At 70.3% G+C, this 24,535-nt stretch carries 17 protein-coding genes and 1 tRNA gene; 13 read left to right on the forward strand and 5 right to left on the reverse strand.

The annotated features are described in order from the left end of the window. Positions 1-5: 5 nt before the first annotated feature. The 5 genes from greB to ACZ47F_RS13735 all read right to left on the reverse strand — a co-directional run bounded on the left by greB (position 6) and on the right by ACZ47F_RS13735 (position 9,712). Positions 6-566 (reverse strand): transcription elongation factor GreB, encoded by a 561-nt coding sequence (greB, locus tag ACZ47F_RS13715; protein WP_464925220.1) that lies wholly within the window; start codon positions 564-566, stop codon positions 6-8. Then, positions 563-2,524 carry an exodeoxyribonuclease V subunit alpha gene (gene recD / locus ACZ47F_RS13720; protein WP_464925221.1) on the reverse strand — a complete coding sequence of 654 codons (1,962 nt, stop codon included), beginning with the start codon at positions 2,522-2,524 and terminating at the stop codon, positions 563-565. The genes greB and recD overlap by 4 nt, the downstream gene beginning before the upstream one ends. Further along, positions 2,521-6,102 (reverse strand): exodeoxyribonuclease V subunit beta, encoded by a 3,582-nt coding sequence (gene recB / locus ACZ47F_RS13725; protein ID WP_464925222.1) that lies wholly within the window; start codon positions 6,100-6,102, stop codon positions 2,521-2,523. The genes recD and recB overlap by 4 nt, the downstream gene beginning before the upstream one ends. Further along, positions 6,099-9,527, reverse strand: a complete 3,429-nt coding sequence (gene recC, locus ACZ47F_RS13730; protein WP_464925223.1) for an exodeoxyribonuclease V subunit gamma — start codon at positions 9,525-9,527, stop codon at positions 6,099-6,101. Before recC ends, recB begins: the two co-directional genes overlap by 4 nt. A gap of 107 nt (positions 9,528-9,634) precedes the next feature. Further along, positions 9,635-9,712, reverse strand: a tRNA-Arg gene (locus ACZ47F_RS13735). A gap of 72 nt (positions 9,713-9,784) precedes the next feature. Between ACZ47F_RS13735 and ACZ47F_RS13740 the strand changes: the two genes are divergently transcribed. The 13 genes from ACZ47F_RS13740 (at position 9,785) to minC (ending at position 24,534) form a co-directional block, all read left to right on the forward strand. Continuing rightward, entirely contained in the window at positions 9,785-11,275 is a 1,491-nt protein-coding gene (locus tag ACZ47F_RS13740; RefSeq protein ID WP_464925224.1) for a lipid II flippase MurJ, read from the forward strand. Between the two features lie 73 nt (positions 11,276-11,348). Further along, the gene (locus tag ACZ47F_RS13745; RefSeq protein ID WP_464925225.1) at positions 11,349-12,176 is read left to right on the forward strand and encodes an aldolase/citrate lyase family protein; all 828 of its coding nucleotides are present in this window, start codon (positions 11,349-11,351) and stop codon (positions 12,174-12,176) included. 21 nt (positions 12,177-12,197) lie between these two features. Next, positions 12,198-12,755 carry a sugar transferase gene (locus ACZ47F_RS13750; protein WP_464925226.1) on the forward strand — a complete coding sequence of 186 codons (558 nt, stop codon included), beginning with the start codon at positions 12,198-12,200 and terminating at the stop codon, positions 12,753-12,755. Positions 12,756-12,774: 19 nt separating this feature from the next. After that, complete coding sequence (asnB, locus tag ACZ47F_RS13755) at positions 12,775-14,577, forward strand: asparagine synthase (glutamine-hydrolyzing) (protein ID WP_464925227.1); 1,803 nt, start codon at positions 12,775-12,777, stop codon at positions 14,575-14,577. Further along, positions 14,574-15,860: a UDP-glycosyltransferase gene (locus tag ACZ47F_RS13760; RefSeq protein ID WP_464925228.1), complete on the forward strand. Its 1,287-nt coding sequence runs from the start codon at positions 14,574-14,576 to the stop codon at positions 15,858-15,860. Before asnB ends, ACZ47F_RS13760 begins: the two co-directional genes overlap by 4 nt. Continuing rightward, complete coding sequence (locus ACZ47F_RS13765; RefSeq protein WP_464925229.1) at positions 15,857-16,576, forward strand: acylneuraminate cytidylyltransferase family protein; 720 nt, start codon at positions 15,857-15,859, stop codon at positions 16,574-16,576. Before ACZ47F_RS13760 ends, ACZ47F_RS13765 begins: the two co-directional genes overlap by 4 nt. Continuing rightward, positions 16,573-17,694 (forward strand): N-acetylneuraminate synthase, encoded by a 1,122-nt coding sequence (gene neuB / locus ACZ47F_RS13770; protein WP_464925230.1) that lies wholly within the window; start codon positions 16,573-16,575, stop codon positions 17,692-17,694. The genes ACZ47F_RS13765 and neuB overlap by 4 nt, the downstream gene beginning before the upstream one ends. Positions 17,695-17,758: 64 nt before the next feature. After that, a complete protein-coding gene (gene neuC, locus ACZ47F_RS13775) occupies positions 17,759-18,961 on the forward strand; it encodes a UDP-N-acetylglucosamine 2-epimerase (protein ID WP_464925231.1) in 1,203 nt (400 codons plus the stop codon). A gap of 25 nt (positions 18,962-18,986) precedes the next feature. Beyond that, complete coding sequence (locus ACZ47F_RS13780; RefSeq protein ID WP_464925232.1) at positions 18,987-19,640, forward strand: NeuD/PglB/VioB family sugar acetyltransferase; 654 nt, start codon at positions 18,987-18,989, stop codon at positions 19,638-19,640. Next, positions 19,637-21,139, forward strand: a complete 1,503-nt coding sequence (locus tag ACZ47F_RS13785; RefSeq protein WP_464925233.1) for an aminotransferase class I/II-fold pyridoxal phosphate-dependent enzyme — start codon at positions 19,637-19,639, stop codon at positions 21,137-21,139. Before ACZ47F_RS13780 ends, ACZ47F_RS13785 begins: the two co-directional genes overlap by 4 nt. Further along, positions 21,136-22,971 (forward strand): polysaccharide biosynthesis protein, encoded by a 1,836-nt coding sequence (locus ACZ47F_RS13790; RefSeq protein ID WP_464925234.1) that lies wholly within the window; start codon positions 21,136-21,138, stop codon positions 22,969-22,971. Before ACZ47F_RS13785 ends, ACZ47F_RS13790 begins: the two co-directional genes overlap by 4 nt. A 17-nt stretch (positions 22,972-22,988) precedes the next feature. After that, the gene (locus ACZ47F_RS13795; RefSeq protein ID WP_464925235.1) at positions 22,989-23,669 is read left to right on the forward strand and encodes an ABC transporter ATP-binding protein; all 681 of its coding nucleotides are present in this window, start codon (positions 22,989-22,991) and stop codon (positions 23,667-23,669) included. Between the two features lie 94 nt (positions 23,670-23,763). Next, positions 23,764-24,534 (forward strand): septum site-determining protein MinC, encoded by a 771-nt coding sequence (gene minC / locus ACZ47F_RS13800; protein WP_464925236.1) that lies wholly within the window; start codon positions 23,764-23,766, stop codon positions 24,532-24,534. The last annotated feature ends 1 nt before the right edge of the window (position 24,535 follow it).

The raw sequence follows: 24,535 nt of genomic DNA on the forward strand, positions 1-24,535 counted from the left end.
CGCGTTCAGCTGCGCGGCGGATAGCTCACCTCCAGGATGTCCAGCGTGGCCATGCCCGCAGGGGTGGGCAGGCTGACCGTGTCGCCCTCGCGCGCCTTGAGCAGCGCGCGTGCCACTGGCGAAATCCAGCTGATGCGGCCCTGCAGTGGCTCGGTTTCGTCGATGCCGACAATGGTGACGGTGTGCTCCTCGCCCGCGTCGTTGACATACCGCACCGTGGCGCCGAAAAAAATCTGGTCGTTGCCGTGCTGCAGGCTGGGGTCGACCACCACGGCGATGTCCAGACGCTTGGTCAGAAAGCGGATGCGCCGGTCGATCTCACGCAACCGTCGCTTGCCGTAAATGTAGTCGCCGTTTTCCGAGCGATCGCCGTTTTTGGCTGCCCATGACACGGCCTCGACCACCTTGGGGCGCTCCACCTCGAGCAGCTGTCTGAGTTCGGCGCGCAGCCGGGCAAAGCCCTGCGGAGTGATGTAGTTCTTGCCGCCCGCAGGCAGCGGGGGCAGCTGGGCGCCGTCGTCATCGTCGGCGTCTTCGGACGGTTCGCGGACAAAGGCTTTGTTCATGGCGTGGATGCACAGTGGATGCGTTCGAGCAGGCCGCTGGCGCGGCGGGTGGTGTGTGCGATGCCCTCGCACAGGGTCTGGATATCGGCACAGGCCAGGGTGAAGGCGCTGCGCGCGCGGGTCAGGCCGGTGTAGATCAGTTCACGGCGAACCGCGGCGCTGCGCTCGGGCAGCACCAGTACCACATGGGCGAATTCGGAACCCTGCGCCTGATGCACGGTCATCGCAAACGCGGTCTGCACCTCCGACAGGCGGCTGATGCTCACCGTACGCAGCGCCAGGCCGCTGCCGAACACCACGCGCAGGCCGCCATCGGGCGTGGGCAGCACCAGACCCACATCCCCGTTGAGCACGCCCAGCGCGTGATCGTTGCGCGTGACCATGACCGGCCGTCCGGCGTACCACGCGCCGCGGCAGCGCAGCAGCCCCAGCGCATCCAGCCGCTCGGCGATCGCGGTATTGAGCGCGTCCACCCCCCATGGGCCGTCACGCACCGCGCACAGTACACGGCATCGCTCGAACGCGTCGAGCACTTCCTGCGCCCAGTGCTCCCAGGCGGTGCGCTCGGACGGCTGGCGCTGCAGCAGACTCGCGTACTGCGCAAAGCCCGCGGCCTGATCGCGCCCGGCAACCGCCAGGCCGACCAGCTGGTCATGCAGCTGCGGCGACGGCGGCAACTGGCGTACCGCCGCATCCGGCGGATCGCCGAGCAAGGCCAGCGCCGCCTGCGCATCGCCCGCGTGCACCGCGGCGGCGAGCCGGCCGATGCTGCCGCCGAACCGGTGGCTGCGGCGCAGCATGACCACCTGCTGCGCCAGCGCGCTGCCGGCAGGGTCGATCAGTTGGGGCGGAATGCGCTGACCGCTCAGCATCAGCAGCGCCTGTGCGGTGTCGGGGCGGTAGCGACCGTACTGGGCATCGGCGCACAGATCGCCCAGCACTGCGCCGGCCTCGACCGAGGCGAGCTGATCCTTGTCGCCCAGAAGGATCAACCGAGCAGATGGCGGCAGAGCGGCGAGCACCGCAGCCATCATTTCCAGATGGATCATCGACGCCTCGTCGATCAGCAGCACATCGACCTGCAGCGGATGTGCCGCATCGCGGGCGAAGCGCCGGGTGTCGGGCCGCGCGCCCAGCAGGCTGTGCAGGGTGCGCGCCGGGCCGATGTGCCGCGCCAGATCGTCCACGCCGTCGATCGCCGGCAGGGTTTGCAGCGCCTGGTCGATCGACTGCTTCAGCCGCGCCGCGGCCTTGCCGGTGGGGGCGGCCAGCGCCACGCGCAGCGCGGCAGGCTGCTCGGCAGTGGCCAGCAGCAGCGCCAGCATGCGCGCGGCAGTGAAGGTCTTGCCGGTGCCGGGCCCGCCGGTGAGCACGGTCAACCGTGCGCGCAGCGCCGCAGCGCAGGCCAGTTTCTGCCAGTCCACCTCCGGGCCAGCCGATGCTGGAAACAGCCGCGCCAGCACCGCGGCGGCGCGGTCGGAATCGACCCCGACCTCTGGCCGCAGGCGCTGTCGCACCTGCGCGGCCACCCGCAGTTCGTCGCGCCAGTAGCGGCGCAGGTACAGCCGTGCTGCGCCGAGCACCAGCGGAGCGCCGGCGTCCGCCCTGCCCTCCTCGTGCACCGCGGTGCACTCCCGCAGCGCGGCGTCCCAACCCTGCGGCACGGCATCGAGCAGGGTTGACGTCGGCAGACCGGCCTGCGCCGCCTGCTGCCGCAGCGCGGCGATGTGCTGCGGCAGTTCGTCGAGCAACACGCAGGTGTGGCCCTGCGCTTCGAGATGGGCCAGCACGGCCACGGCAAGCAGCACCTGCGGCGAGGCCTGCGGGCACAGCTCTGCGATGAACCGCGCCAGCGCCGCGTCCAGCCGGCGCAGCGCGCCGGCGTCGGCCCAGGCGTGCAACAAGTCGAGCAACTCCTGGCTGCGCGGATCGACCCCGGGCAAGCGCGGCGGGTTCATGGCGCCACCTCCCTGGCGGGGGCGAACAGGGCGTCGAGCGCGTCGAGCAGTGCCGCATCCGGAGCAATGTGCACACAGCCCGACTGCGGCCCGCGAATCCCGCGCAAAAACAGGTCGAGTGCACCGCCCAGATGCTGCAGCGGACGATAACCCGCGCCCAGGCGTGCGCGCAGCAGGCGGTGCAGCGCCAGTAGGTACAGCGCGCACTGCACGTCGTAGCGATGCGCGAGGACTTCGGCTTCTAGCGCCTGCCGGGTGTAGTGGGCATCGTCAGGCCCGATGGCGTTGCTCTTGTAGTCGAGCACCCAGTAACGTCCGCCGAAGGCGAACACCAGATCGGCAAAGCCCATCACCATGCCGTGCAGCATGCGCTCGGTCAGCGGCGGGCGCGGCTGCCCCGGCAGGATGTGACGGCGGCACAGCGCGTCGATCTGCGCGGCAGCCACCCGCTCGACCGGAAACCAGAATTCCATTTCCGGCAAGACGTGCGCGAGTTCGGGCAGCGCCGCGCCCAGCGGCGGCAGCACGGTGCAGACCACCTCGCGCAGCCACTCCAGCAGGTCCTGCGCGCCGGTCTCGTCCCAGCCCTGCCAAGCGCAGCGCTGCAGCAGACGGCTCTGCAGCGTGGGGTCGGCCTCCAGCGCGAACGCATGTTCGGCCAGCCAGGCGAGCTGCTCATGCACGAACTTGCCGGCCAGCGCGCCGCGGGCGAAGCGGTGGCGCGCGGCGTCCTGCAGCGGCTGGGCCACGGGCGGCAGCGGCAGGTCCGGCAGTTCGTCCTGCAGCGTGGGCGCCGCCGCAGGCTGCTGCGTGCTGCGCGGCGCCAGATCGCGCACCAGCGCGGAAAAGCTGCCGATGCCCCAGTCACGCTCGAAATCGCCGCGGTAGGTCGGCGCAGGGCGCAGCGGCGGCGCGGATGCGTACTGCAGACGATCGGACGCGGGCATGGGCGGTGCGTCATCGATCTGCACGCCTGGCTGCCCGGCGAACACTTGTTCGAGCAGGCTGCGGATGTCCGCCTGCGGACTCGGTCCGCCCAGCAAATAACCAATGGCACAGCGATGGAACGGGCAGCTCTTGCTGTGCTCTTTGATCGCGCCCACACCGACCCATAGCGCGTGACGGGCGCGGGTGAGCGCCACATAGAGCAGCCGCAGATCCTCGCGCAGCCGCTCCAGATCAAGCGCGGGATCGGGTTGCGACTTGCAGGCGGTGGCAAACGGCAGCAGCACCACCGGATATTCCAGGCCCTTGGACTTGTGGATGGTGACCACGCGCACCAGATCGGCCTCGCTTTCCAGACGGACGATGCGCTCGTCCCCGCCCTCGCCCTGCAGCTGCGCTTGCAGCCAGCGGATCAGCGCCTGTTCGCCGTCAAGGCCGCTGCTTGCGGTCTGCAGCAGTTCGGCCAGATGCAGCACATTGGTCAGGCGCCGCTCCCCGTCGTCAGCGCCCAGCCAGCGCGCTGGCAGGTTCAAGCGGAACAGGGTCTGGCGTAGCATGGGCTGCACGCCCTGGCGCTGCCAAATGCGCTGTAGCTCCTGCAGCAGCGCCAGGCGCTGCTCGAACACGGTGTCGTCGGTGGCCAGCGCGGCCAGCTCGGCCAGATTGAACCCTAAGGTGGCGGTGGCGAACGCGGCGCGGACCAGCCGGGCGTCGCGCGGCGCGGCCACCGCGCGCAGCCAGCGCAGCAGATCGGCCGCCTCAGGGGTAGCGAACACCGAGTCGCGGTCGGACAGGAACACCGAGGCCACGCCGCGACGCGACAGCGCCCGGCGCACCGCGCCAGCCTCGTTCCCGTCACGCACGAGCACCGCCACATCGCTCGGGCGCAGGCGGCTGAATACCCGGTCGCCTTGGCGGACGAATCCGGCCTGCGGATCGCCGAGCAGCTCGACCACGCGGGCTGCGGCGAGCTCGGCAAAGCGCTGCCGGACTGCTTCCTTGGCCTGCGGCTGTACATCCACGCTGAACTGCAGCGCGGGCAGATCGCCGCTGGCGCAGACCAGTTGCTCGGGCCGACCGTGGGCCCGCACCTCGAGGAAGGGCAGCGGGTTGGCCGCGGGCGGGCCCGCCTGCCAGTACAGAAAGGCGCCGGCACCGTCTGCGCGCTCGCGGGTGCAGAACAGGCGGTTGACCGCATCCACCAGCGCCTGGGTGGATCGCCGGTTGACGCCGAGCACCGCATGCCGGCCCTCGGTGGCGGTGCGGGCGCGCAGGTAACTGGCAATGTCCGCCCCGCGAAATGCATAGATCGACTGCTTGGGGTCGCCGATGAGCAGCACCGCGGTGGGCACGGGCGGCGCAGGCGGCGTGTCGGTGATGGCGTACAGCCGGTCGAACACCTGAAACTGCAGCGCCGATGTGTCCTGGAATTCGTCGATCAGTGCCACTGGGTATTGCTGCAGGATGCGCGTGCGCAACTGCGCGCCCCGAGGTCCGGCTAGGGCCGCGTCCAGACGCTCGAGCAGGTCGTGAAAGCCCAGCTGCCCGGCCGCGGCCTTGAGTTCGCGCAGGCGCGATTGCACCTGCGCCGCGGCAAAAGCCTGCAGCGCCGGCGCCGGATCGGGCAGCGCGGCCAATCCGGCGCGCAGCTCGGCCACCCTTTCGAACGCGGCGGGCGGGTTGACCTGCCTGCCCTTGTTGCACCTGTTGCGCAGCCCCTGTGGGGTGAGTTTGTCCCAGTCGTCGCCTTTCAGCGCAGGGTGTAGCTGCGCTGGGTCGTTCAGCCAGGCGTTCAGTGCGTCGAACCAGCGTTGCACACTGCCCGGTGCATACGACTTCTTGTTTAGCGGACAGTCTGCCGACTGCAGCAGCGGCAGCAGCCAGTCGCGCATTTCGGCGATCGTCGCAGCATGCGTGGTCTTGAGCGCTCGCAGCGCGGCCTGCTGCTGCGCGTGCAACCGGTCGTACAACGCCGCCAGCGAAGTGTCCGCAGGCAAGGTGGACTGCGGCTGGGCGCGCTGGCTGGAGAACACGGCAGTTTTCAGCGCATCCGGGTTGGGCCATAGCGCGAGCACGCCATCGAGCGCGGTGGCCGGCAGCGGATAGACCTGCTGCCGCCAGAAGTCGCGCGCGGCCTGCAGCTGCAGCGGTGTTTCTTCGGCCAGCAGCTCGTCATCGAAGCCCTGCCCGCTGTCGAACGCATGCTCGCGCAGCATGCGCTGGCACCAGGCATCGATGGTCAGCACTGCGGCATCGTCCATCGCCTGCGCGGCCGTCGCCAGCCGCCATGCGGCACCTTCGCGCACCGCGCCCGGGGGGTGGTCGGCGAGCAGCTGCTGTAAAAAGGCGTCGTCCTCCGCGGGCGGGCACTCGCCGCGGAAGCACTGCGCGGCATCGACCAGACGCGTGCGGATGCGCTCGGACAGTTCGCGTGTCGCCGCGCGGGTGAAGGTCATGACCAGAATCTGCTCGGGCGGCAGCGGCCGCCCGAAGCCGCTGCCCGCCGTGCCATGTCCGAGCACCAGCCGCAGATAGAGCGCAGCGATGGTCCAGGTCTTGCCGGTGCCGGCGCTGGCTTCGATCAGCCACTTGCCCTGCAGCGGCAGCCGCAGCGGGTCGAGCATCCGGGTCATGCCGCCACCTTGCTGGGATTGGGCTGCGGTGCATGGGGCTGCGCCTGGCAGGTCTGCGCCCAGTCGTGCAGCGGCCGAAACAGCGCGTGCAGGTAGTGGTCGAAGCGGCCGTCTGCGCGCAGCGCGGCAAAGTCGGGAAACACCCGGGCCAGACAGGGTTCCTCGACCTCGGCGGTCCGGTTATAGCCGCCGTCATAGGCGGCAGCGCCCTTGCCGTCCCGCAGTTCGGCCAGCGCGGTGCGCGCGGTGAACGGCAGCGGGGCCTGCATGCCATCCTGCCAGGCGGCGAGCAGCGCCTGCAGATGCGTGGCTGCCTGCGACGACTCCAGCGCCGGCAGCCGCACCGAGGCATCCACGCCGATCAGCCAACCCTGCACCGCGTGGCCGCAGGCGCTGGCAGCGAGCTGCTGCACCCAGGCGTCGACTAGCTTGTCCGCCCGCAGCGCGCCCCCGTCGTCCAGCAGGCGCGACGCGGTCAGCTCGATCCAGGCGCGGCCCTGCGGCCCGGCACGCAGCCCGCCGAGCCAGTCGTCGATCTGCACCTGGGCATGCGCAAAGCGCAGCGCAATCCGCGACGCCTCCTCGGGATGTGCCTGCTGCTGCGCGGCCCAGCAAGACAGCACCTGCTGCGCCTGCTGCTGCAGCATCTGCGCCTGGCGCTCGCCCAGCGCGCGCATCGGCAGCACGCCACTGCCGCGCAGCCGGTGCAGGCGGCGGGCGATACCCTGGGGCACACCGTCCTGCACGGCAGCCTGCGGGTCGTCGAGCAGCACGGCCAGCAGGCCGTGCTGCGACAGGGCGTCGAGCGTGAACACCTCGTCGTCGTCGGGCGTCTGCTGCGCATCGAACACCACGCCCAGACGGATGCGGAAAAATGTCTTGACCGGATTTTTCAGGAAACGGCCGAGCTGGTCCAGGCGCAGCGGCTCGTCCAACGCGTCGAACACGGGCGTCGCTGGCGCACGTGGTGCATCGTCTGCATGCGCCATGCGCCACTCGCTGGCGTAGGTCAATAGCGCCGGGTCTTCGCTTGCGCCTTGCTCGAAATAGCGACGGCTGAACGGCTGCAGCGGATGCACCGTGGTGCGCTGCGCCAGCAGATCGCCCCCGCCCTCGCCTTGCCAGCCCGCGCAGAGGTAGTCGCGCAGCTGCGCGACCAGCACCGAAGGCGGCTGCTCGGTGTTGTCGCGCGGGCTGCGCCCGGCCCAGCTGATGTAGAGCATGCGCCGCGCCGACAGCAGGGCCTCGAGCATCAGATAGCGATCGTCCTCGCGGCGGGCCCGGTCACCCGGGCGGTACTGACCGCTTTGGCGCATCAGGTCGAAGTCGTTGCGCGGACTCTGACGCGGGTAGTCGCCCTCGTTCATGCCCAGCAGACACACCACCTCGAACGGAATCGAGCGCAGCGGCATCAGAGTGCAGAAGGTCACGCCGCCGGCGAGAAAGCGACCGCCACCGGGCATGTCGTCCAGCGCGCCCAACCAGCCGTCGCGTAGCACGCAAAGCGGCACCGGCTCGTCAAACGCGGCTGCGGCACAGTGGTCCAGCCAGGCGGAAAGCGCCTCATCGATGCGAGCGCGGGTCTGGCGCTCAGCCAGCTCCTGCGGCTGGGTCAGCGCATCGAGCAGGTCACGGGCATGCCGTGCCCATTGCTGCGGCGTGGCTGTGGTGCAGGCCACAGCCCACCATCCTTGCAGCACGCCCAGCAGATCGGCCAGCGGGCCGACCAGCGCAGCATCCAGACCGCCGATCTCATCATACGGCACGATGTCGGCAAAGCCCGTTTCCCCGGCACCGGCGTAGCCGAGCAACATGCGGCGCAGGCCGAAGCGCCAGCTGTTCTGCTCGCCGCAGGCGCCCAGGCCCAGATGCGCGCGCTGCACGGCATCCAGCCCCCAGCGCACCCCGGCACCGGCGATCCACTGCGTCAGGCGCGGCCTGTCCCCGGGCTGCAGACCGAAGCGGCGGGCGATGGCGGGCACGTCGAGCAGATCGCCGATCTGCGCAGCCAGCACCCGCTGATCGGGCAGGCGCAGCAGCCAGTCCAGCGCGAGCAGCAGCGGCTCGGTGGCGCGCGCCGGCAGGTCGGCGATGTCGTAGGGAATGTGGCGCGCATCGCCCGGAGGGTATTGCCCGAACACCGCGCGGATCGCCGGGGCGAACGGGGCGATGTCGGGCACCATGACCACGATGTCACGCGGGCGCAGCGGACCGTGCGCATGCGGTTGCGCCAGCAGATGAAGCAGTTGGTCGTGCAGCACCTCCACCTCGCGCTGCGCGCCGTGCGCAATGTGAAACACCACCGAGCGGTCGGCCGCGGCGATGGCGTGGCGCGGGTGCTCGTGCAGCGGCAGCAGATCGCGCACCGCAGCCTGCACCTGCTGCAGCAGTGTCATGCCGGGCGCGTCGTCGAACAGCCCGGCGCGCGGCAGCGGAGGCTCGTCGTGCGCGCTGGCGCGGGTATCGAAGGCGTCGAGCTGGCGCATGAAGTCGCGGCCCTGCCGTCCCCAGGCGGCCAGCAGCGGGTGGGCATGCGCATGCATCGCCTCCAGGCCGATGGTCGCCAGATCGACCGCCTTGCGCGCACTGCGGCGGCGGGGGACATCGCGCAGCAGTTCGCGACCCTCGATGATGTCGGCCCAGTGATAGCGGCAGGGGTTGGGCAGCGCCACCAGCACCTGCACATGGCGCGACAGGGCGGCCAGCGCCTGCAGCATGGACCCGGGCAGGTGCGCCGCGCCGAACAGCACCACCCGGCGCGGCAGCCCGGCCGGTGGGCTGTCCGCTTCGGCCAGGGCTTGCAGCATGGCCCGCTGCACCTGCGCGCGGGTGCCTGCGTGCGCGGCGCTGTCCAGTTCGTCCAGCACAGCGCGCCACAGCAGTGCCTGCCAGCGCTGCTCTTCGGCCAGCGGCACCGCATTGCCATGCGCGTCCAGCAGCACCTGCCGACCCTCGGCCCAGGCGTCCAGCCAGTCGGCGCGGTAGATCTGGTATTGGTCGTACAGATCGGCCAGCTTGCGTGCCAGTTGCAGCCGGCGCTGGGCCCCGGAACCCTGCAGGTAATGGGCCAGCGGGGCAAAACCCGGCTGGCCCAGCAGCTGCGGCAGCAACCGCATCAGCCGCCAGGTCAGCACCGCCTTGTCCAGCGCAGATTGCGGCGGCACCGCGTCGCGGCCCAGCACCTGCCGATAGGTGCGCCACAAAAAGCGTGCCGGCAGCTCCACACGGGTCGCCGCACAAATGCCGCGCTGCGTAGCCAAGGCCATTTTCAGCCACTCCGCCGCGCCGTTGCTCTGCACCAGAATAACCTCCTCCTCCAGAGGAGCCAGCGGCTGCTGCGCCAGCCAGTGCAGCACGGCATCGCGCAACAACTCCAGGCGGTTGCCCTCGAGGACGAGCAGACCGGGACGGATGGACTGGGTCATGGCTTGATGGAAAAATCGCAACCCCGTATTGTGACCTGCGGCAACGCCCGGATAGCGCGCAATGAAAAAGGGGATGGGCAAATGCCCATCCCCTGATTCGGTCAAACTGGTGCGCCCGGCAGGATTCGAACCCACGACCCCTTGGTTCGTAGCCAAGTACTCTAATCCAACTGAGCTACGGGCGCTAAAAGATTAAAGTATAGCCGCGGTTTGACATCGGCGTAAAGCCCCCCTGCCCGCAGGCACAATGCCAGCCCATGTCGCTGCTGCGTGTGTTCTCGTGGAGTCTGTTGCTGCTGGCCGCCAGCCGCCTGCTCGGGCTGGTGCGCGATGCAGTCGTCGCCACGCAGTTTGGCGTGAGCGGCCATGCGGACGCGGCGCTGCTGGTGCTGTCGTTCCCGGACCTGGCCGTGACGCTGCTTTGGGGGGCTGCGGTGCCGGCGGTGATGGTGCCGCGCATGGCCGGGCGCAGCGCCGAGCTGATCGCCGCCGAGAGCGCGCGCTGGACGCGCTTTGCCGCGCTCTCCTTCGCCGTGGTCGGCGCCCTGGTATGGTGGCAGCGCGATCTGTTGGTGCAGTGGCTCGCGCCGGGGCTTGGGACTGAAGAGAGGCGGCTTGCAGCGCAGGCGCTGGGCTGGTCGGCGCTGGTGGCGCTGCCTGCCGGTGCGGTGGCGATGGTCGGCAGCGCAGTGTTGCAGGCGCAAAGTCGGCTGCAGTGGCAATACACCGGGCAGGTGGTGTTCAACCTCGGGCTGATCGGCGGCCTGCTGCTGGCGGCACACACCGGCCAGTTCGTCTGGGTGACGCTGGGAGTGGCCGCCGCGGCGCTGTTGCGGCTGGCGCTGATGCTCGCCGTCAGCCGTGCAGCTATCGCGGGGCGGCCTGCAGCCCGCCCCGCGCTGCCCGACGGCGCGAGCCTGCACGCGCTGCTGTTGGCGTTGGCGGCCTCGGGTCTGACCGTGCTCTACACCCTGGCGGCGCGCGCCTTGATGTCGGATGCTGGACCGGGCCGGCTCGGGGTGTTCCAGTATGCGCAGCGCGTCGGCGAATTACCGCTGCATACGCTGTTTGCGGTTGCCTCGGCGCTGGCGCTGGCACGGCTGAGCGCGGCGCAGGCCCGGGGCGACGGCGCTGGCGCACAGGATGAAGCGCGGCAGTGGCTGCGCGCGATGCTGTGGCTGGCGGCGCTGATCGCGGCGGCCGGGCTGTTTGCCGCGCCGGCGGTGGTGCGGCTGCTGTTTGGCTGGGGGCGGATGACCGCCGAGGCGCAGGCGCAGGTGGTGCTGGCGATGCGCTGGATCATGCTGCTGCTGCCGCTGCAGGCGGCTCAGCTCGTGCTCGCCGCGCGGCTCAATAGCCAGCGGCGCCTCGGCGATCAGGTGCTGGGCTTTGGTGCGGGGCTGGCGGCGCTGGCACTCGTCGGCCTACTCGCCCCACCGGGTGAAAGTAGTAAGGGGCTGTGGGCATACGGCGCGGCCTGGGTGACGGCGGTGGGCGTACTGTGGTGGCGGCTGGCGCGGCACCAGCGCGACCCGCAATGGGGCAATGCCGCCGTGCTGCTCGGTGCCCTGCTGCTGCTGGCAGGGTGTTTTGCACTGTTGCACGCGGTTGCGATGCCGTGGCCGCTGGGTCTGGCAATCGCGCTCGCGGTGTTTGGCGCAGGAGGCTGGGCGATGCTACGGCTCGATCCGATCGGGCGGCTGCTGCGCGATCGCTACACTTCGCGCAGGCTGCGGCGAGCAGCATAGTTCCTGCCCGCGCGCTGCACCGCTCCCGTTCTTTGCGACGCGGGGGCGCTTTTGCCATGTTCTCACCCTTTCGATGGACTTCATCCAAATCACCAACGATCCCGACTTTGCCGCCTTCGCCGTGGCCTGCGGCGTGACGCGCCTCATGGTCGATTTGGAGCGGCACGGCAAGTTCGAGCGGCAGGGGGGGCTTGGCACCTTCATTTCGGATCATCGGCCCGAAGACGTGCCGCGCGTGCGCCGCGTCGTGGCGCGCGTCGGGTTGATCGTGCGCGTCAACCCGCTGCATGCAGGCAGCGCGGCGGAGATCGACCAGGCGATCGCTGGTGGCGCAGGTCACCTGATGCTGCCAATGTTTCGCCGCGTCGAAGAGCTGACGCAATTCCTCGACCTGGTCGCGGGCCGGGCAGGTACGATCGCGCTGCTCGAAACCCGCGATGCCTTAGAGACGGCTGCGCAATGGGCGGGGCTAGCCGGGCTGGACGAGATCTACATCGGCCTCAACGATCTGCACCGCGAGCTCGGCATGCGTTTCATGTTCGAGCCGCTAGCCGCCGGGGTGGTCGATCGGGTTGCGGCGCTGGCGCGGCAGCATGGCCGGCGCTTCGGCTTTGGCGGCATCGCCCGGCTCGACGAAGGGCTACTGCCGGGGCGGGTGGTGCTCGGCGAGCATCTGCGGCTGGGTTCGAGTAGCGTGATTCTGTCGCGCACCTTCAACCGCGAACGCATCGAGGCTCCGCAGTCCGACTGGCGCGCGATTTACGCCCGCGAGATCGCGCGGCTCGCGCATGCCGCGCAGGTGCTGGCTCAGCGCACGCCGCAGGAAGTCGAGAGCGACCGGCGGCTGGCGGTCGAGCTGATCGGGCGGATTACGCAGACGCTGGCCGCCCCCGCGCGCTAGCGCCCCCGAGCGGAGCTCGCCTTGGCAAAACGTCTGTTCGACATCGTCGTCGCGCTTGCGCTGCTGGCCGTGCTGTGGCCGCTGATGCTCGCGGCGGCGCTGGCGATCTGGCTAGAGTCGGGCTGGCCGGTGTTGTTCGTACAGGAGCGCGTCGGCCTCGGCGGCAAAACCTTTCGGCTGCTCAAGTTCCGCAGCATGGTGGCCGATGCCGCGCAGCGCGGCCCCTACCGCACGGCGCAGGACGACCCGCGCATCACCCGCGTCGGCCGCGTGCTGCGCCGCACCAGCATCGACGAGCTGCCGCAGCTGATCAATGTGCTGCGCGGCGACATGAGCCTGGTTGGCCCACGCCCCGATGTGCCGGCGCAGCGCGCGAACTACAGCGAGGCGCAATGGGCGCTGCGCCACAGCATACGCCCCGGCATCACCGGACTGGCGCAGGCGCTTTACCGCTCGCGCGCCACCAGCATGCAGCGACTACAGGCCGACCTGGACTACGCGCAGAACCACGGCTTGCTGCGCGATCTGCGCATCCTCGGCCTGACCGTGATGCAACTGTTTCGCGCCAGCGGCAACTGAAGCGGCGACAATCTTCCCCATGTGTGGCATTTACGGCTATTTCGACCGCGCGGGCAACACCCTGCCCGACGTGGCGCTGGCGGCGATGGACGCGGCGCTGCGGCACCGCGGCCCGGACGACAGCGGCAGCTTGCGCAGCGCAGGCGCAGCGGTGGGCAACCGGCGGCTTTCGATCATCGACCTTGCCGGCGGGCACCAGCCCTTCGTCAGCGACGACGGCTGCATCGCCCTGGTGCAAAACGGCGAGATCTACAACCACGTCGAGCTGCGAGCCGAACTCGCTCGCGCCGGCGTGCGCTTTGCCACCGACCACAGCGATACCGAAGTGCTGCTGCGGCTTTACGAGCGCGAGGGGCTCGCCTTTCTGCCGCGGCTCAACGGCATGTTCGCCATCGCGATCCTCGACCGCAGCGACCCAGCCGACCCCAAGCTGCACCTGGTACGCGACCGTATCGGCGTCAAGCCGCTGTTCGTCGCCGACGACGGCCAGCGGCTCTTGTTCGCCTCTGAGATCAAGGCGATTCTTGCCGCGCAGCGCGCGCAGCCGGCGCTCGATCTGGCCGCGCTTGCGCATTACCTGACCTTCAACTTCGTCCCGCCACCAGCCACGCTGTTGTCGGGCATCGCGCATCTGCCGCCTGGCAGCGCGATGAGCATCAGCCGAAGCGGTGCCCGACGCTGGCGCTGGTGGCGGCTGGCCGAGCAGACGCCGCAGCCGCAGCGCTTTGCCGCCTGGCAGGAAGAGCTGCTCGCGCTGCTCGACGACGCGGTGCGGCTGCGGCTGCGCGCGGACGTGCCGTTTGGCGCCTTTCTCTCCGGCGGGGTCGACTCCAGCACGGTCGTCGCGCTGATGCGCCGGCATGTACGCGAGCCGGTGCGTACCTACTGCATCGGCTTTGCCGACCCGCGCTTCGACGAGTCGCCTCACGCCCGCGAGGCCGCGCAGCGCTTCGGCGCACGGCACACCGAGCGCATCGTCGCCCCCGATCTGCTCGATGGCTGGGAGGAGGCATTGTGGTTTTGCGACCAGCCGCACGGCGATGCCTCGTTCCTGCCGACGCGCGAGGTGGCGCGGCTGGCGGCGCAGGACGTCAAGCTCGTGCTCACCGGCGATGGCGGCGACGAGCTGTTCGCCGGCTACGACAAATACGCCAGTTTCGCCGCAGACCCGGCGCGGCTGACGCTACCGGCGGCGGCGTTTGCGCGGCAGTACGTCGAGCACACCGCGCTGTTTGCCGCACCGCTGCGCGCCAGCCTGCTGCAGCCCTGGCTGCGGCAGCGGCTGCGCGAGGTCGACAGCGTGCGCGATATGGCGCAGCCGTGGCTCGACGAGGCGGCGCATCTCGACCGCATCAACCAGATGCTCTACCTCGACATGATGCTGCTGCTGCCGGGCAACAACCTGGTCAAGCCCGACCGCATGGGCATGTCTCACTCGCTCGAGGCACGCACGCCGCTGCTCGACTGGCGGGTGATGGAGCTGGCGTTTCGCACCCCGGGCGAGGCCAAACTCGTCGGTGGCGACAAAAAACACTGGTTCAAGCGCGCGGTCGAGCCGCTGATCGGCGCCGATCTGGCGCACCGCAGCAAGCAGATGTTCACCGTGCCGGTCGGCGAGTGGTTTCGCGGCCCGCGCCGCGACTGGCTGGCGCAGCTGCTGTTTTCGCCCGAGGCGCTCGGCGCGCAGCTGTTTGCCCCCGAGGTCGTACGCGGCCTGTTCGATGCGCACATCGCCGGCAGCGCCAACCACACACGCGAGCTGCGCGCGCTGGCCGCGCTCGAACTCTGGGCGCAGCGCTTTGCGCCGCAGGTGCCGCGATGAACACCCCACGCGCTGCGCATCTGCTCGCCGTGGCGTACGGCGGCGGGCATATCGCGATGATCCTGCCGGTGCTGCGTGCGCTGCGACAGCGGCAGCCGCGGCTGCGCATCACCCTGCTGGCGCTGACCACGGCAGCGCGCGCGGCGCGCGCCGCAGGCGAATCGCCGCTCGGTTACGCCGACCTCCAGCATCTACTCGACGCCAGCGAGCGCGGGCAGGCGCTCGCGCTCGGACGCGCGCTGCTAGCCGGCAACACGCACCCGGACGTGGCCGAAGCCGAGTCGATCGCGTACCTTGGCATCAACGCCTGGGATTTGCAGCAGCAAGTCGGCACGCAGGCAGCGCAGCGACTGCTGACCGAAAAGGGCCGCCACGGCTTTTATCCCTTGCATTTTTTCCGCCGCGTCATGGCCCATCTCCGGCCCGATCTGCTACTGACGACCAACTCGCCGCGCAGCGAACAGGCGGCGATCGACGCCGCCACTGAAGCCGGCGTCCCCAGCCTGGCCCTGCTCGACCTGTTCGCGCTGCCGGGCGATGCCTTTGCCGCGCGCACCCGTCGCCCCAGCAGGGTCTGCGTGCTGTCCGAAGCGGTGCGCAACAACCTCGTCGTCGCCGGCTGGCCGGCCGATCGCATCACCGTCACTGGCAACCCGGCGTTCGATGCGCTGCATGCGCACGAAACGCGCGCCGCGGGCGCTGCGCTGCGTCGCACGCTGCTTGGCCCGGCACGACGTCTGCTGCTGCTTGCGCTGCAGCCCGAGCCTGCCGCGCACCCGGCCGCCCCCGGTCGTCGTGGCGACCCGGCGCTGCCCGAGCGTATCGTGCAAGCGGCCGTGCAGGCGGTGCGCGCGCATTCCGACTGGCGGCTGATCGTCCGCCCGCACCCCTCGCAGCCGCTGCCGGCGCTGCCGGCCGAGCCGCAGCTGCGGCTGTCGCTGCCGGCCGAGCCGCTACACCCGCTGCTGCACGCGATCGACCTCGTCATCACCGGCACCTCGACCGTCGCGCTCGAGGCGCATCTGGCCGGCTGCCGCGTGCTGCAACTGCGCGACTCGATCACCGCCGCAGCGGTGCCGTACAAGGCGCTTGGCATTGCCGACGCCGAGTGCCTGGCCGCCGAGCTGCCAGGCGCGCTGCCGGCGCTGCTCGCCGCAGGCCGCAGACCGCCGACCTCGAACGAGACCGCGCCTGCGGCGGAAAAGGTTGGTGCGATCGCGCTCGATCTGCTCGACGCGCGCAGCGCGCCCGCCCTCGACACAACACAGCAACAGACCGTATGACGACGATCGCCACGATTTGTGCGCGCGGCGGCAGCAAGGGGCTGCCGGACAAGAACATCCTGCCGCTCGGCGGCGTGCCGCTGATCGTGCACAGCATCCGCTTTGCGCTCGCACACCCGGCGATCGACGGCGGTGTGTTCGTCTCGACCGACGATGCGCGCATCGCCGCCATCGCGCAGCAAGCCGGCGCAATCGTGCCGTACCTACGCCCGCCCGCGCTGGCGCAGGACGACACGCCCAAGCTGCCGGTGATCGAGCATCTGGTCGCGCATCTGCAGGCGCAGGGGATGCGCATCGAGCGCATCATCGATCTTCAGCCGACCTCGCCGCTGCGCCTGCCGCAGGATCTGGACGCCTGCTTGGCGCGGCACGCCGCCGCCGACGCGCCCGATCTGGTTCTGACCGTGTTCGACAGCGGCTTCAACCCGTATTTCAACCTGGTCGAGGAGCAGGGCGACGGCAGCGTGGCGATCAGCAAGGGCGGTGGACTCGGCCGCCGCCAGAGCGCACCGCAGGTCTGGGCGCTCAACGGCTCGATTTACGTCTGGCGGCGTGCGGCGCTGAAGCAGGCCGCGCGCGACGGGATGTGGAGCGTGCGCGTGGTCGCGCAGCCGATGCCGGCGGAGCGCTCGGTCGATATCGACACCGCCGATGACTTCGCGCTCGCCGAGTGGCGCCTGTCGCACATGGGCTCCAAGCCGCAGGCGGCGCGATGAGCCCGGCGCGCACCTTCATCATCGCCGAGGCCGGGGTCAACCACAACGGCCGACTGGACCTCGCGCTCGCACTGGTCGATGCCGCCAAGGACGCGGGCGCCGATGCGGTCAAGTTCCAGACCTTTCGCGCCGAAGACCTGGCGCTGCCCGGAGCGGCGACCGCTGCCTACCAGCAAAGCGCCACCGGCCAGACCGACCAGCTGGCGATGCTGCGCGCGCTCGAGCTCAGCGCCGAACAGCACGAACGGATCGCCGTGCATTGCGCGCGGGTCGGTATCGAGTTCATGTCGACACCGTTTTCGGAAGAAGCGGTCGATCTGCTCGTGCGCCTTGGCGTGCGGCGGCTGAAGATCTCGTCGGGCGAGATCGTCAACCGCCCGCTGCTCGCCAAGGCCGCCGCCACCGGCCTGCCGCTCATCCTCTCCACCGGCATGGCCACGCTCGAGGAGGTCGAGCAGGCGGTCGGCTGGGTGCGGGCTGGGTGGGAGCCGCAAGGCATGCACGCACCGTGCGCGCCTGCAGAGGATAGGGATGGGGATGGGCAAGCCAGCCTGCGGGAGAACACCCCGGCAAAGGCCCCGTGCCTTGTCCTGCTGCACTGCACCTCGGCCTACCCTGCGCCGGATGTGGCGCTGAACCTGCGCGCAATCCTTACGCTGCGCGAGGCGACGGGACTTCCGGTCGGCTATTCCGACCACAGCCTTGGCAACACCGCGGCGCTCGCTGCGGTGGCGCTTGGCGCCTGCGTGATCGAAAAACACCTCACCCTCGACCGCAGCCTGCCCGGGCCCGATCACCGCGCGTCGAGCGAGCCGGCCGAGTTCACCGCGCTGGTGCGCGACATCCGCCGCGTCGAGGCCATGCTCGGCGACGGCGTGAAGGCGCCGCGTCCCGACGAGCTCGAAGTGCAGCAGGTAGCGCGGCGCAGCGTCGTGCTCGCCGCCGCGCTGCCCGCAGGCGCCATGCTCGCGCGCGAACACCTGCTCTTGCGCCGTCCGGCCAGCGGCATCCCCGCCGCCGAGTTCGACCGCGTGCTCGGCCGGCGGCTGGCGCGCGCGCTGCCAGCCGGCGCCGTGTTGCAATGGGCCGACCTGGGCGGCGGCGACGGCGGCGGCTGAACGCGCGCAGCCGCTCCAGCAGCGCGCCCGGCTCTGCCACAATAAGCGTTTGCCCGCCCCGTCCATGCCGCGTCGCATCCTGTATCTGTCTGGAACTCGGGCCGACTTCGGCCTGATGCGCCACACGCTGCGCACCGCTGCGGCGCATCCCGAGCTCGAGGTCGCGGTCGTCGCCACCGGCATGCATCTGTGCGCCGAGTTCGGCCAGACGGTCGACGAGATCGCGGCCAGCGGACTGCGCATCGCCGCACGCATTCCGAGCGATGTCGCCTCGCGCGACGCCGCGGGCATGGCGCGCGCAATCAGTCAGACGCTTGCCGGGCTGCTGCCGGTGCTGCAGCTCGAGCAGCCCGACGCGCTGCTGCTGCTCGGTGACCGCGGTGAGATGCTCGCCGGGGCGATCGCCGCGCTGCATCTGGGCATGCCGTCGATCCATCTGCACGGCGGCGAACGCTCGGGCACGGTGGACGAACCGGTGCGGCATGCGATCAGCAAGCTCGCCGCGCTGCACTTCTGCGCGACACTACAGTCGCGCGAGCGGCTGATCGCGATGGGCGAGGAGCCCGAGCGCATCCATGTGGTGGGCGCGCCGGGGCTAGACGACGTCGGCAAGGCGCTGCACACCCCGCGCGAGGCGGCGCTGCGCGCGCTGCAGGCGGCGCTGGCGCGGCAATCTCTCCCCCCCAACCCTTCCCACGCATGGGCAGAGAGCACGTTGCGTGACGATCGGCCCTACATCCTCGCACTGTTCCACCCGGTGGTGCAGGAGGCGGGCGAGGCCGCTGCACAGACGCAGGCGATGCTCGACGGCCTGCGCGCCGCCGGCGCTGGTGCAGACTTCAGCCTGGTGTGGATGGCGCCGAACGCCGACGCCGGCTCGAGCGCGATCGAGGCGCTGCTGCACGCGCAGCGCTGGCCGGGGTTCGTTCGCCTCACGCATCTGCCGCGCGCCGACTACCTGCTCGCGCTGCGGCATGCCGCAGCGCTGGTCGGCAATTCCTCGTCTGGCATCATCGAGGCGGCAAGCTTGGGTACGCCGGTGGTCAACGTCGGCAGCCGGCAGCTGTTGCGCGAGCGCAATGCCAACACCGTCGACGTGCCGCCGCAGGCGCAGGCGATCGCCGCTGCGGTGCGCGGGGCGATCGCGCACGGGCCCTGGCCGCCGCACAATGTCTATGGCAGCGGCGGCAGCGCCGAGCGCATCGCGCATTTGCTTGCCACCCTGCCACTGTCGGCGGCACTGCTGCACAAGGTCAACCGCTATTGAGCGCGCCGCGCAAGGTGATTCCCCGATGGACGACTGCCCTTTCCTTCGACCGCTGCTAATCGTGTTCGGTGCCGGTGGCCACGGCCGCGTCGCAGCCGATGCGGCCGTGCGCAGCGGCACGTTCGCGCGCGTCGTCGCCTCCGACCGTAACCCGGCCACCTGGGGCGGCGAACTGCTGCCCGGCGTGCCCGTGCTGCCACCGCAGGCGCTGGCTGATCTGCCTCAGCCGCGCGCGGTGCATGTAGCGATCGGCGACAACACCGCGCGGCGCGAGGAAGCGACGCGGTTGACCGCACTCGGGCCGCTGGCGAGCATCCAACACCCGCTGGCCAGTGTGGCCGCCAGCGCCCGTGTCGCCCCCGGCTGCCTGCTCGCGGCGCAGTGCGTGGTCGCACCGATGGCCGAGGTCGGCGTGGGCGTCATCGTCAACCATGGTGCGGTGGTCGATCACGACTGCCATGTCGCCGACTGGGCGCACATCGCCCCCGGTGCGCGGCTTGGCGGCGCGGTGCAAGTCGGCGAGGCCGCGCTGGTGGGCGCCGGCAGCACGGTGCTGCACGATCTGCGCGTCGGCGCCGCCGCCACCCTCGGCGCTGGCGCGGTGCTGTTGCACGACCTGCCCAACGGCGAGTCCTGGGCCGGCGTGCCCGCCCGCCTGCTTCGAGGAGTTTGCGCATGAATCTCGATACGTTCAACGCCCTTTGCCTGCCGCCCACTGCCACGCTGCGCGATGCACTGGCGCGGCTGGATGCCACCGCGCAGGGCATCCTGCTGGTCACCGACGTGCAGGGTCGCCTGCTGCGCACCGTGACCGACGGCGACCTGCGCCGCGCCGCGCTGGCTGGCATTGCGCCCACCGCGCCGCTGTCGGCCCTGCCGACGGTGCATGCGCCGCACACCGTAGGCCTGCAGGCCAGCCAGCGCGATGTGCTGGAGCTGATGGACGCCCGTCGCATCGACCATGTGCCGGTGGTCGATGCCGAAGGCCGCGCGGTCGATCTGATCACCCGCCGTGAGCTGTCGCAGCGGGTTTATCTGTCGGCCCCGCATCTGGGCGAGGACGAGGTGGCGCTGGTACAGGAGGCGTTCAGCAGTAACTGGATCGCGCCGCTCGGCCCGCATGTCGATGCCTTCGAGCGCGAACTCGCCGCGCTGGTCGGCGTGCAGCATGCCGCAGCGACGAGCTCGGGCACCGCGGCGATCCATCTGGGCCTGCGGCTGCTCGGCGTCGGCCCGGGCGATGTCGTGCTGTGCTCGAGCCTGACCTTCGTCGCCAGCGCTAACCCGATCAAGCAACTCGGCGCCACACCGGTGTTCATCGACTCGGAGCCGCGCGGCTGGAATATGTCGCCGCAGGCGCTCGAACGCGCGCTGGCCACGCTCGCCGCCGAAGGCATCCGGCCGAAGGCCGCGGTCGTCGTCAACCTTTACGGGCAAAGCGCCGAGATGGACGCAATCGTCCCCCTGCTCGATGCCTATGGTGTGCCGATGCTCGAGGACGCCGCCGAGTCGCTCGGCGCAAGCTACCGCGGCAAGCCCAGCGGCAGCTTCGGCCGGCTGGCGGTGTTTTCGTTCAACGGCAACAAGATCATCACCACCTCCGGCGGCGGCATGCTGGTGGGCAACGATGGCGCGCTGATCGCGCATGCGCGCAAGCTCTCCACCCAGGCGCGCGAGCCGGCGCGGCACTACGAACATGTCGAGGACGGCTACAACTACCGGCTGTCAAATGTGCTCGCCGGCATCGGCCGCGGTCAGTTGCGCGTGCTCGAGCAGCGCGTGCAAAGCCGCCGCGCAGTATTCGTGCAGTACCGCGACGCGCTGTCCGCTGCGCCCGGTCTGCGCTGGATGGACGAGCCCGAAGGCCACCGCTCCACCCGCTGGCTCTCGGCCTTCGTGCTCGAGGGCGATGATGCGCAGGCGCGACGCGACGCGCTGCTCGACTTTCTCGAACGTCACAATGTCGAGGCCCGCCCGGTGTGGAAGCCGATGCACCTGCAGCCGCTCTACGCTGGCTGCCGCTATTTCGCGCATGCACCGCACCAGGACGTCAGCCGCGCGCTGTTCGAAGGCGGCGTGTGCCTGCCGTCCGGCTCAAACATGAGCGCGGCGCAGCGTAGCCGGGTGTGCGAGCTGGTCAGACGCGGGCTGGGCCCGGCGGTGCGGAGCGTCGCATGAGATTTTTCAGTCGCGCCACCTGGCGCCCCGCCGCAGCCGACGCCGTTCTCGTCGCCCTCACCTGGCTGCTCGCCTTTCTGTTTCGCTTCAGTCTGCTGCGCAACAATGCGCCGGCCAATCTGGCGCAGATTCTGTGGATGAGTACGCCGCTGGCCGCTGCGGTGTGGGTGGCGGCGCTGGCCGGGCTAGGCGCGTACCGCACACCGTGGCGGCACACCGGCGTGCCGGAGTTCAAGCGCCTGGCCTCGGCGATGCTGGTGGCGGCGCTGGCACTGGCTGCGGTCTTGCTGCTGCTGCGACTGCCCAACTTTCCGCGCTCCATCGCGCTGCTGCATCCGCTGTTTGCCGCGGCAGCGCTGCTCGGGCTGCGGCTGGGCGCGCGTATTTTGGCCGATGGGCAGCTGACCCGCTCGGCTGCGCAGGGCAAGCCGCTGCTGGTGCTGGGCACGCTGGACGACGCCGCGCGGGCGCTGCACAGCCTGCGCTCGAGCCCGGGCTGGCAGGCGGTGGCCCTGATCAGCCCGCACCGCAGCGAGGTGGGCCGCAGCGTCCAGGGCGTGCGGGTGGCCGGCAGTGTGGACGAGCTGCCGCAACTGGCGCAGACGCTGGGCGCCAGCCATGCGCTGATCGCCGCCGAGCCCGGCAGCAGCGAGCGCCGCGCGCTGTTGCTCAAAGCCGCCGATGCGCGGCTGTCGCTGCTCACTCTCCCCCGCGCGGACGACTGGCTGCACGGCGGCGTCGGCGGCAACGCGCCGCGCCAGGTCGAACTCGCCGACCTGCTCGGCCGCGAGCCGGTGCAGCTCGACGTGCGCGGCCTGTCCGGGCTGCTCGCCGGACAGGTGGCGCTGGTCACCGGCGCCGGCGGCAGCATCGGCTCGGAGCTGTGCCGGCAGATCGCGCGCTTTGGCGTGCGGCAGCTTGTCTGCATCGACGTCTCGGAGCTAGCGATTTACGCGCTCGAGCAGGAGTTCAAGGCGCGTTTCCCCGAGCTGGATGTGCGCTACTACACCGCCAACGTGCGCGAAGCCGAGCGCATGCGCACGCTGTTTGCGCGGCATCACCCGGCGATCGTGCTGCACGCCGCGGCATACAAGCATGTGCCGTTGATGGAGCACGACAACGCCATCGAGGCGCTGCACACCAATGTGCTGGGCACACTGGGCGCCGCGCGCGCAGCCACGGCCTGCGGCGCGCAGCGCTTCGTGCTGATTTCCACCGACAAAGCGGTGAACCCGACCAATGTCATGGGTGCAAGCAAGCGTCTGGCCGAACTCGCCTTGCAGGCGCACGCCGCGCAACACCCCGACACGCACTGCTGCGCGGTGCGGTTTGGAAATGTGCTCGGGTCCAGCGGCAGTGTGGTGCCGCGCTTTGCCGCGCAGATCGCCGCCGGCGGGCCAGTCACGGTCACGCACCCGGAGATCGTGCGCTATTTCATGACCATCCCCGAGGCGGCGCAGTTGGTGCTGCAAGCCGGGCTGATGGGCCAAAGCGGCGAGATCTATGTGCTCGACATGGGCGAGCCGGTGAAGATCGTCGATCTGGCAAGGCTGATGATCCGGCTGTCGAATAAGACCGAGGACGAAATCCCGATCCACTTCACCGGCCTGCGCCCGGGCGAGAAGCTCTACGAGGAACTGCTCGCCGACGACGAAACGACCCTGCCCACGCCGCACCCCAAGCTGCGTGTGGCGCGGCAGGCGGCGCAGGCGCCGATCGACCTGGACGCGCTGCAGCAGTGGATCGCCTGCAGCGGCACCGACAGCCCGGAACAGCTCAAGGCCGTGCTGCATGCGCTGGTGCCCGAATACGCGCCACAGCAAACCCTTTGACCCCTTGTGATCTCGACATGACCTCTCTCATCCTGCTGGCCGAACATGTGCGCAAGCGCTACACCGAAGGGCCGCAGCCGGTCGACGTGCTCAAGGACGTGAATCTGCGCCTGGACGGCGGGCAGACTCTGGCGATCATCGGCGCCTCGGGTTCGGGCAAAAGCACGCTGATGCATCTGCTGGGCGGCCTGGACCGGGCCGATGGCGGCAGCGTGCAGGTCTGTGGGCGCGACTGGGCACAGATGAACCCCAAGGAACAAGGGCAGTGGCGCAACCGGCATGTGGGCTTCGTCTATCAGTTCCACCACCTGCTGATGGAGTTCAGCGCGCTGGACAATGTTGCGATGCCGCTGCGCATTCGCCGCACCCCGGCCGATGCCGCGCATGCGGTGGCCGCGCAGATGCTGCAGCGCATGGGCCTGGGCGCGCGGCTGCAGCACAGGCCGGGTGAGCTCTCCGGCGGCGAGCGCCAGCGCGTCGCCATCGCCCGTGCGCTGGTCACGCAGCCGCAGCTGGTGCTGGCCGACGAGCCCACCGGCAACCTCGACAGCGAGGCCGCAACAGTGGCGCTGGACATGCTGCTCGACGTGGCCGGCACGCAGGGCCCGGCGGTGATCATCGTCACCCACGAGGCCGCGGTGGCCGCGCGCTGCCAGCGGCAGTTGCGACTGGCTGGCGGCGTGCTGCATCCAGTTTGAGCCCTCTTGCGTCGCGGCAAGCGGGCCGCCCGCGCCGATCCACTACGATTGCTGGATTGCCATTATCTCTGTCACGCAGCCGCCCCGCCTGTTCATGTCCCGATTCAAAACCACCTTGTTCGAACTGCGCAGCGGCGCCATCGACGCCGTGCATCTGGTGGTGAAAACGCCCGACTTCGCTGCGCTGACCGACGCGCTGCAGCAGCGCTTCGATGCCGCGCCCGAATTCTTCTCCGGCGAGGCCGTGGCCATCGACTTGCGCCGTCTGGACGGCGATGCCCGCCTCCCTCTGGACGATCTGATTGCGCTGCTGCGTCGTCTCAATATGCGGCCATTCGGCGTGGTGGCACAGACTGCGCAACACGCCTGGGCCGCGTCCTGCGACCTGCCTTTGCTCGACAGCCGCGACACCCGCAAACCCGCCGACTGCGCCGCACCGCCCGCCCCGGCGCAGTCAGAGCCGGCGACAAGCGATGACGCCTCTGCCCCCACTGCCCCGCCCGCACGACAAACGGCCACGAACCCGTCGCCGACCACCGTGCTGATCGACCGCCCGCTGCGCTCGGGCCAGCGGGTGTATTCCGCCGGCGATCTGATCGTGCAGGGCGTGGTGAGCTTTGGCGCCGAGGTCATGGCCGAAGGGCATGTGCACATTTACGGCGCGCTGCGCGGCAGGGCGCTGGCCGGGGCGCGCGGCAACACTGCGGCACGGATTTTCTGCACCAGCTTCGAGCCGGAGCTGGTGGCTATTGCCGGCATCTATCGCACCGCCGAACAGGAGCTGCCCGCCGGTGTGCGCGGCCAGCCGACCACCGTGCGGCTGCAGGGCGAACAACTCCTGATCGAGCCGCTCAGTCTCAAATAAT

This window comes from Thiomonas islandica, assembly GCF_055383445.1.